General features: G+C 71.4%; 7 protein-coding genes and 1 rRNA gene. 3 read left to right on the top strand and 5 right to left on the bottom strand.

The genetic code is table 11. The features are described from left to right. Nucleotides 1-78, top strand: a 5S ribosomal RNA gene (gene rrf / locus AMK18_RS19570); the annotation flags it as partial. Nucleotides 79-170: 92 nt separating this feature from the next. Here the strand turns inward: rrf and AMK18_RS19565 are convergent. From AMK18_RS19565 to AMK18_RS19545, 5 genes are all read right to left on the bottom strand, one after another. After that, nucleotides 171-1,481: a DUF58 domain-containing protein gene (locus AMK18_RS19565; protein WP_073863726.1), complete on the bottom strand. Its 1,311-nt coding sequence runs from the start codon at nucleotides 1,479-1,481 to the stop codon at nucleotides 171-173. A gap of 11 nt (nucleotides 1,482-1,492) precedes the next feature. Beyond that, the gene (locus AMK18_RS19560) at nucleotides 1,493-2,509 is read right to left on the bottom strand and encodes an AAA family ATPase (RefSeq protein ID WP_073863725.1); all 1,017 of its coding nucleotides are present in this window, start codon (nucleotides 2,507-2,509) and stop codon (nucleotides 1,493-1,495) included. Further along, a complete protein-coding gene (locus tag AMK18_RS19555) occupies nucleotides 2,506-3,738 on the bottom strand; it encodes a DUF4350 domain-containing protein (RefSeq protein WP_073863724.1) in 1,233 nt (410 codons plus the stop codon). The genes AMK18_RS19560 and AMK18_RS19555 overlap by 4 nt, the downstream gene beginning before the upstream one ends. Next, nucleotides 3,735-4,361, bottom strand: coding sequence for a DUF4129 domain-containing protein (locus tag AMK18_RS19550; protein ID WP_073863723.1), 627 nt, complete (start codon nucleotides 4,359-4,361; stop codon nucleotides 3,735-3,737). Before AMK18_RS19550 ends, AMK18_RS19555 begins: the two co-directional genes overlap by 4 nt. Before the next feature lie 64 nt (nucleotides 4,362-4,425). Further along, complete coding sequence (locus tag AMK18_RS19545; protein ID WP_073863722.1) at nucleotides 4,426-5,877, bottom strand: glycerophosphoryl diester phosphodiesterase membrane domain-containing protein; 1,452 nt, start codon at nucleotides 5,875-5,877, stop codon at nucleotides 4,426-4,428. A 140-nt stretch (nucleotides 5,878-6,017) separates the two neighbouring features. Between AMK18_RS19545 and mtnA the strand changes: the two genes are divergently transcribed. Both mtnA and mtrA read left to right on the top strand, forming a co-directional pair. Further along, nucleotides 6,018-7,163 carry an S-methyl-5-thioribose-1-phosphate isomerase gene (gene mtnA, locus AMK18_RS19540; protein WP_073863721.1) on the top strand — a complete coding sequence of 382 codons (1,146 nt, stop codon included), beginning with the start codon at nucleotides 6,018-6,020 and terminating at the stop codon, nucleotides 7,161-7,163. Between the two features lie 4 nt (nucleotides 7,164-7,167). After that, nucleotides 7,168-7,857, top strand: a complete 690-nt coding sequence (gene mtrA, locus AMK18_RS19535; RefSeq protein ID WP_005316841.1) for a two-component system response regulator MtrA — start codon at nucleotides 7,168-7,170, stop codon at nucleotides 7,855-7,857. Nucleotide 7,858 lies beyond the last annotated feature (1 nt).

The raw sequence follows: 7,858 nt of genomic DNA, 5'->3' as shown, positions 1-7,858 counted from the left end.
CCGAACCCGGAAGCTAAGCCTTTCAGCGCCGATGGTACTGCAGGGGGGACCCTGTGGGAGAGTAGGACGCCGCCGAACAATCATTGTGGGAAAGCCCCGTGCCAGTTGGCACGGGGCTTTTCTGCGTTCTCGGCCAGATCAAATCGCCGGGCCGCCCCCGTCGCCCCGCGCTACAGGCGCCCTGCTGCTTTGAGTGCCAGATAGGCGTCGGCGAGAGCGGGTGCGAGATCGTCCGGTGGGGCGTCGACGACCACCACACCGTGGCTACGGAGCCGGTCCGCGATGCGGCGACGTTGAGCCAGAGCCTCGACACCGGCGGCCGCCTCGTAGATCGCGTCCACTGTGCCGCGCGCGCCGGCCATGTCCGCGATGTGTGGGTCACTCACCGCCGCGACCAGGACGGTGTGGCGCTGGGTGAGCTGGGCCAGTACGGGCAGCAATCCCTCCTCGACGGGAGCCGCGTCAAGGCTCGTCAGGAGAACAATGAGCGAACGCCGGGGCGTGTGCGCGATGGCCGCAGCGACGAGCCCTCGCGCGTCGGTCTCCACGAGCTCCGGCTCCAACGGTGTCAGGGCATCGACCACAGCCGACAGGACATCCCCGGCTGCCCGGCCCTGGACCCTCGCCCTCGTACGGCGGCTGTAGGCGAGGAGGCCGACACGGTCCCCGGCGCGAGTGGCGAGTGCGGTGAGGAGCAGGGTCGCGTCCATCGCCGCATCGAGCCGGGGCACATCGCCGACCCGGCCCGCCGAAGTACGGCCGGTATCGAGGACGACGAGGACATGCCGGTCGCGTTCCGGGCGCCAGGTCCGTACGGCGACCGCCGACTGGCGGGCGGTCGCTCGCCAGTCGATCGATCGGACGTCGTCGCCGGGAACGTAGGCGCGCAGGCTGTCGAACTCCGTGCCCTCCCCGCGCGTGAGAACGCTGGTACGACCGTCGAGTTCGCGCATTCTGGCGAGCCGCGAAGGGAGATGCTTCCGGCTGGTGAACGGCGGGAGGACGCGCACCGTCCAGGGCACGCGGTGGCTGCCCTGGCGTGCGGCCAGTCCCAGGGGTCCGTACGAGCGGACGGTGATCTGCTCGGCCCGGCGGTCACCGCGGCGGGTGGGACGCAGAAGCGTGCTGATGCGCCTTCGCTCGCCGGGCGGGACGGCCAACTCGTGGCGGGAGGCGGCCGGCTCCGTTCCGGGCAGCCAGCTGCTCGGCGGCCATGCATCGCGGAGGTGTGCCCGCAGCGGTCGTCGGGAGGGGTTGACTACGGTGAGTTGCACTTCTGCCTGGTCGCCAAGTCGAACGGATGTATCACCGGATCGGGTGAACTGAAGCGTTCGCACTGGCGCGGCCAGGGCATAGTCGCACAGAATTGCCAATGAGAGCGGGGCATTGACCGCGAGCATTCCCGTCCAGCTCGGGGCCGCGATGCCTACAGGGAGTGATCCCAGAGCCGCCAGCAGGGCGGCGCGTCCGGTGAGGGCCACGGTTCATCGCCTCACCGAGGTACGGGGACTTGGGCGAGCACAGCGGTGATGACGGAGTCGGGGGTGACCGCTTCCATCTGGGCTTCGGGGCGCAGTTGGATGCGGTGCCGGAGCGTCGGGAGGGCCAGGGCCTTCACATCGTCCGGGGTCACATAGTCGCGGCCGGTGAGCCAGGCCCAGGCTCGGGCGGTGGACAGCAGGGCGGTGGCTCCACGGGGGGAGACACCGAGAGAGACCGAGGGGGAATCACGCGTGGCACGACAGATATCGACTACGTAGCCGGCGATTTCGGGGGAGACGGTCGTGCCGGCGACCGCGGCGCGGGCGGCTTCGAGCTCTGCGGGCCCGGCGACCGGGTGTATGCCCGCGGCCTTCAGATCACGGGGATCGAACCCGTCGGCATGACGGGTCAGGACAGCGACCTCGTCCTCACGCGTGGGCAGCGGGACGGTCAGTTTCAGGAGGAACCGGTCCAGTTGGGCTTCGGGGAGGGGGTACGTGCCCTCGTACTCGACCGGGTTCTGCGTCGCGGCGACGAGGAAGGGGTCGGGCAGTGGGCGGGACATGCCGTCGACGGTGACCTGACGCTCTTCCATCGCCTCCAGGAGGGACGACTGCGTCTTGGGAGGGGTCCGGTTGATCTCGTCCGCGAGAAGGAGGTTGGTGAAGACGGGGCCGGGCTGGAAGGAGAACTCGGTCGTGCGTGCGTCATAGACGAGGGACCCGGTGACATCGCTCGGCATCAGGTCGGGTGTGAACTGCACCCGCTTGGTGTCCAGTTCGAGCGATGCGGCGAGGGCTCGGACCAGCAGGGTCTTGGCCACGCCGGGGACGCCCTCCAAGAGGACGTGCCCGCGGCAGAGGAGGGCGACGACGAGACCGGTGACGGCGGGGTCCTGGCCGACCACGGCCTTGGCGATCTCGGAGCGCAGCGCTTCCAGGGCGGCGCGGGCTGCGTCGTGGGTGTCGACGCCGGCGGGCCCGGCGGTTCCAGTTGTCCCGGTGGGCGCGGGGGGCGGGGCGCTCATGAGGTGCGGACCTCTCTTTCGAGGGAGTCGAGTTGGTCGGCCAGAAGTACGAGGGCTCTGTCATCGGAGGGCGCGGGGCCGAAGAGGAGGTCGCTGAGGTTTCCGTGTGCCGGGCCGAGGCGTGCGGACAGAGTGGGGAGGAGCACTGCGGGGGAGTGAGCGTCCCCGGGGGAGACGCCGACGAGTGGTGCCAGCTGGGTGCGGGTGGCGTGGCGAAGTGATGCGGCGGCGCGGTCGCGGGCGTTGGCTCTGCGGCTGAGCCGGGCTCGGCCCTCGGTGGACTCGGAGGCCCGGATGGCCACGGGCAGGCGCTCGTTGACGAGGGGGCCCAGGCGGCGGGCGCGCCAGACCGCTGCGAGCACGGCGGCGACGGCGAGTTGCAGTGTGCCCCACAGCCAGCCGGACGGGATCAGCTCGATGAAGCTGCTCCGGCCGTCTGCAATGCCGGTGTTGGTGGTGTCGTCGTCGGCCGTGCTGCCGGTGGCGGAGGGATCGGTGAGCGAGGGGAGGTACCAGACCAGATGTGGGCGGGAACCGAGGAGTTGCAGGGCCAGGGATGCGTTGCCCTGGTGGTCGAGACGCTCGTTGTACAAGAAGTCGGGGGAGCCGAGCAGGACGGTGTCGCCGGCTGTGGGCTCGCGCACGAGGAGCATGGAGGGCAGGCTTCCTGCGGGGTAGCAGCCATCGGTATCAAGGCCCTCGGCGTCGTAGCGGATGCCGCCCGTTTCGACGGCTCCGGCTCTCCGGGCGGCGGGCAGGGAGCAGTGCGGGGGCCGTGCGACCACGGGGACGGCGGGCTGTGCCCGCACACCGGGGGCCAGGGTGTCGAGCGAGGGGGAATCGGCGCCCAGGAGCACGGTGCGGCCGGTCGTGCCGGTGGTCGCTGTGCGCAGAGCCCTCTGCTGGTGGGGCGTCAGCAGGTTGGGGGCGGTGACCAGGAGGGTTGTGTCGGGGCCGGTCGCGGACGTGGCGTCGTGGAGGGTGGTGGCGACGTGGACGGATATGCCGTGCTCCTTGAGGAGTTCGGCGATGGCCCTGCTGCCGTAGCGATCTGCCGAGCGGGGGTCGAGGCGGCCGTGCTGGTCCCCGGAGCGGGCGGCTGCCAGGGCTGTCGCGGCGACGACGAGCAGGAGGACGGCGAGCAGCACTCCGCGGGAGCGGCGCCATATCTCGTGAGGCGTGACGGATATGGAGGTGGCAGAGGCGGGCGGGGCGGCGGCCGGTGTCATTCGACGGCCCCCTCGCGGGCACCGGTCAGTCGAGGGGTGGCGGTTTCGACGGCGCGGTCGACGTCGAGCAGAGTCAGGTATGCCGCCTGGTCGGCTGAGCGGCCTCCGTATGTGACGTCATCGAAGACCCGGGCCGCCGCCCGTAGGCGCGTGTCGTACGTGGGGAGGGCACGGCCCGCCTCTGCGGCCGCTTCGCCGGCGGTGCGTCCGGGGCGGGGATCCAGCAGGGCCCGTTCTTCGAGCGAGCGGACGAGGGCACGCATCCGTTCCTGGACGGCCTGGTTCCAGTGGCCGGCCGCCGCGTGGGCCTCGGCGGCGGCACGGTGCTCCGCGGCGCTGCGGGGACCGTGTGCGAAGAGTGCTTCGGCGGATCTCCGGCCGGGCTGTGGGGCGCCCAGCCGCCACCGGAGCGCGAGGGCCAGGGCGAGGACGATCAGGAGGAGAACGATCAGGCCGGCGGGCCCGCCCGGTGCGGCGACGGAGGCCGCGGAGACGATGTCGGCGAACCAGGTCCACAGGTGGTCCAGGGCGCGCTGGAGGGGGTTCGGGTCGTTCTCGTGGTACGCGCCCTTGGACAGTTCGCGGCGGGCCGCCTCCCGGGCGGGGAGGCGGCCGGTGTCCACGGGGGCGCCGCCGCTCGCTCGTACCAGTAGCCGTGCTGCCGCGTCGCCCGCCCCCGGCACGGTGTCAGTTCCTGTTGTCGAAGCCGGGCAGGCCCGCTGCCTTGGCCAGGTCGAGGTCGAGCGCTTCGCGGCGGATGCGCTGGTCCACGTAGAGCAGGGCCATGACGCCGGCGGAGAGGGGGTACGTGATGGTGGCGGCGACCACGTCACCGATGGCGGAGATGATCAGGAACGGCCAGCCGAAGTCGGCGCCTTCCCCGGAGACGAAGGAGCTCAGCGAGCCGTCGTCCATGCCCACCGCGAGGAGACCGAAGGGGATGCCGACCACCAGCCCCACGATGAGCGTCAGCAGCCCGGTCAGGGCGAGAACGCCGAACGTCCGCCACCAGGCGCCGCGGACCAGCTTCGCGGAGCGTCGCATGGAGGTGGCGATCGGCTGCCGCTCCAGCATCAGCGCGGGCGCTGCCAGGCTGAACCGGACCGACAGCCAGAGGAAGAGGGCCGTCGCGGCGAGCAGCCCGAGGAAGGTGAGACCGGCTCCCGCCGTGTCGCCGATCAGGAACCCGGGGAGGATGCCGGCGGTCATGATCGCTCCACCCATGACGGCGAGCAGGAGGGTCAGTCCCAGCAGGGAGAGCAGCCGGGGGCGGGCTTCGGCCCAGGCCTCGGACAGGGTGACCGGGCGACCCAGCACCGAGCGGCTGATCACCACGGTCAGCACCGACGTGGTGAAGATCGTCGCCAGCATCGAGACCATCAGGGGCGGGGCGAGGTCGAGGAGGCTGTAGCGGAGCGATTCGGTGGCCTGGCGCAACGCCTCGGAGCCGGTGGCGTTCTTGTCGACCGAGGGAGGGTCGGGCACCAGGAAGCGCTGGATGAGGAGGATGGCGGCCTGGGCGATCACGGAGACCGCGAGCGTGATGCCGAGGACCGTGCGCCAGTGGGCGCGCATGGTGGAGACGGCGCCGTCGAGGATCTCGCCGATGCCGAGCGGCCTGAGCGGGATGACGCCGGGCTTCGCCGCCGGCGGCGGACCGCCCCAGCCGGCTCCTTGTGGCGGTGTGCCCCAGCCGGATCGTTGCGGCGCGTTCCAGCCGGGGCCCGCGCCGGAACCGGGGCTCTGTGCCCGGGTGCCCCAGCCCGGGTGGGGCGGCGGGGCGGTGGGGCCGGTTCCGGTGGGGCTCGGAGGGGACCACTGGCCGGCGGGCGGCTGCTGGGCGGCCCAGGTTCGCGAGGGGGCGGTGTCGTCGGCCGGTTCGGAGGGGCGGGGGATGCCCGTTTCGGGGCGGTCCGTGTCCCGGTCCGCCTTCTCCTGGCCGTCGGCCTCCCGACGGTCAGCTTCCTGACCTGCGACTTGCCGGCCTGCCGCTTCTGGGCCCGCCGTTTCTCGGTCGGCCGCTTCTCGAACCGGCGCTTCTCGGTCGGCCGGGACCTGGTGGTCCGTGGTGCGGCCGTTCGACTGCTGGTCGTCGGAGGGGGCGGATCCGGGCGAGGCCCAGCCCGGAGTGTCGTTCATTGTCGCTCCTTCGCGGTCCTGTCCGCGCGTCGCGGCGTCAGGCTGGCAGCCATCGTGCCACGCGTCGATGCGGTCCGGGCCTGGCCCTGTGACCGGCTCGTGCCTTCAGGTCCGGGCGGGTCACCGGGCAGACTGGGTGGATGGCTGATCAGGACGCGCAATCGCCGATGGGCAGCGAGCCCAACGGACTACCGTCAATTTGCTGGGACGAGCCTCCGGAGGGCCCCGTGCTGGTGCTCCTCGACCAGAGGCGGCTGCCCGCGGACGAGACGGAGCTGGTGTGCACCGACGTGCCGGCTCTGGTGGACGCGATCAGGACCCTCGCCGTGCGTGGGGCGCCTCTGCTGGGGATCGCCGGTGCCTACGGTGTGGCTCTGGCCGCGGTGCGGGGCTATGACGTGGCGGAGGCCACCGGGCTCCTGGAGCGGGCGCGGCCCACCGCCGTGAACCTGGGATACGGCGTGCGCCGGGCCGCTGCGGCGTACTGGGCGGCGCTCGACAAGGGGGCCGGTCAGGATCGGGCGGGGGCGGCCGCGCTGGCGGAGGCCAAGGCGCTGCACCGGGAGGACGCCGAGGCCAGCGTGCGGATGGCCGGGCACGGGCTCGCCCTGCTGGACGAGCTGGTTCCGGGCGGGGGTCACCGGTTGCTGACCCACTGCAACACGGGGGCGCTCGTCTCCGGGGGTGAGGGCACCGCGTTCGCGGTGGCGCTCGGGGCCCACCGGGAGGGCCGGCTGAGGCGGCTGTGGGTGGACGAGACCCGTCCGCTGTTGCAGGGCGCCCGGCTGACCGCGTACGAGGCGGCGCGCAACGGCATGCCGTACAGCCTGCTCACGGACAACGCGGCGGGGTCGCTGTTCGCCGCGGGGGAGGTGGACGCCGTGCTGATCGGGGCGGACCGCATCGCCGCGGACGGGTCGGTGGCCAACAAGGTGGGGAGCTATCCGCTGGCGGTGCTCGCCAAGTACCACCACGTACCGTTCATCGTGGTGGCGCCGACGACGACCGTGGATCTGCTCACGGCGGACGGGGCGTCCATCACCGTGGAGCAGCGTTCCGGTCGGGAAGTGACGGAGCTCACAGTCCCGCCGTTCGGAGTCGGGGACGAGGAGACGGGCGGAGTGCTCGTCGCCCCGGTGGGGACCCAGTCGTACAACCCCGCCTTCGATGTCACGCCGCCGGAGCTGGTCACGGCGATCGTCACGGAAGAAGGCGTAATCTCGCCGGTCACGGGGGCCGGGCTGGCAGAGCTGTGTGCCAGATCATCGCAGGTAACGATTAGCTAATGGGATGATGTCGTTTATGAAGGGACGCGTCCTTGTCGTCGACGACGACACCGCACTGGCCGAGATGCTCGGGATTGTGCTGCGTGGTGAGGGTTTCGAGCCGTCGTTCGTAGCGGACGGCGACAAGGCACTTGCTGCATTTCGAGAGGCGAAGCCGGACCTGGTCCTGCTCGACCTCATGCTGCCCGGCAGGGACGGCATCGAGGTCTGCAGGCTGATCAGGGCCGAGTCGGGTGTGCCGATCGTCATGCTCACTGCCAAGAGCGACACGGTTGACGTGGTGGTGGGCCTGGAGTCCGGGGCCGATGACTACATCGTCAAGCCGTTCAAACCGAAGGAGTTGGTGGCCCGGATCAGGGCACGTCTGCGCAGGTCCGAAGAGCCGGCCCCGGAGCAGCTGACCATCGGGGACCTGGTCATAGACGTCGCCGGGCACTCGGTGAAGCGGGACGGGCAGTCCATCGCCCTGACGCCGCTGGAGTTCGACCTGCTGGTCGCGCTCGCGCGCAAGCCGTGGCAGGTCTTCACCCGTGAGGTGCTCCTGGAACAGGTCTGGGGTTACCGGCACGCGGCGGACACCCGTCTGGTCAACGTGCATGTGCAGCGGCTCCGCTCCAAGGTCGAGAAGGACCCGGAGCGGCCGGAGATCGTGGTGACCGTCCGAGGCGTCGGTTACAAGGCCGGACCGAGCTGAC

Source organism: Streptomyces sp. CB01249 (assembly GCF_001905735.1).
GTDB lineage: Bacteria > Actinomycetota > Actinomycetes > Streptomycetales > Streptomycetaceae > Streptomyces.
The sequence above is the reverse complement of the archived record's forward strand: the minus strand, read 5'-3'. Positions and strand labels throughout refer to the sequence as shown.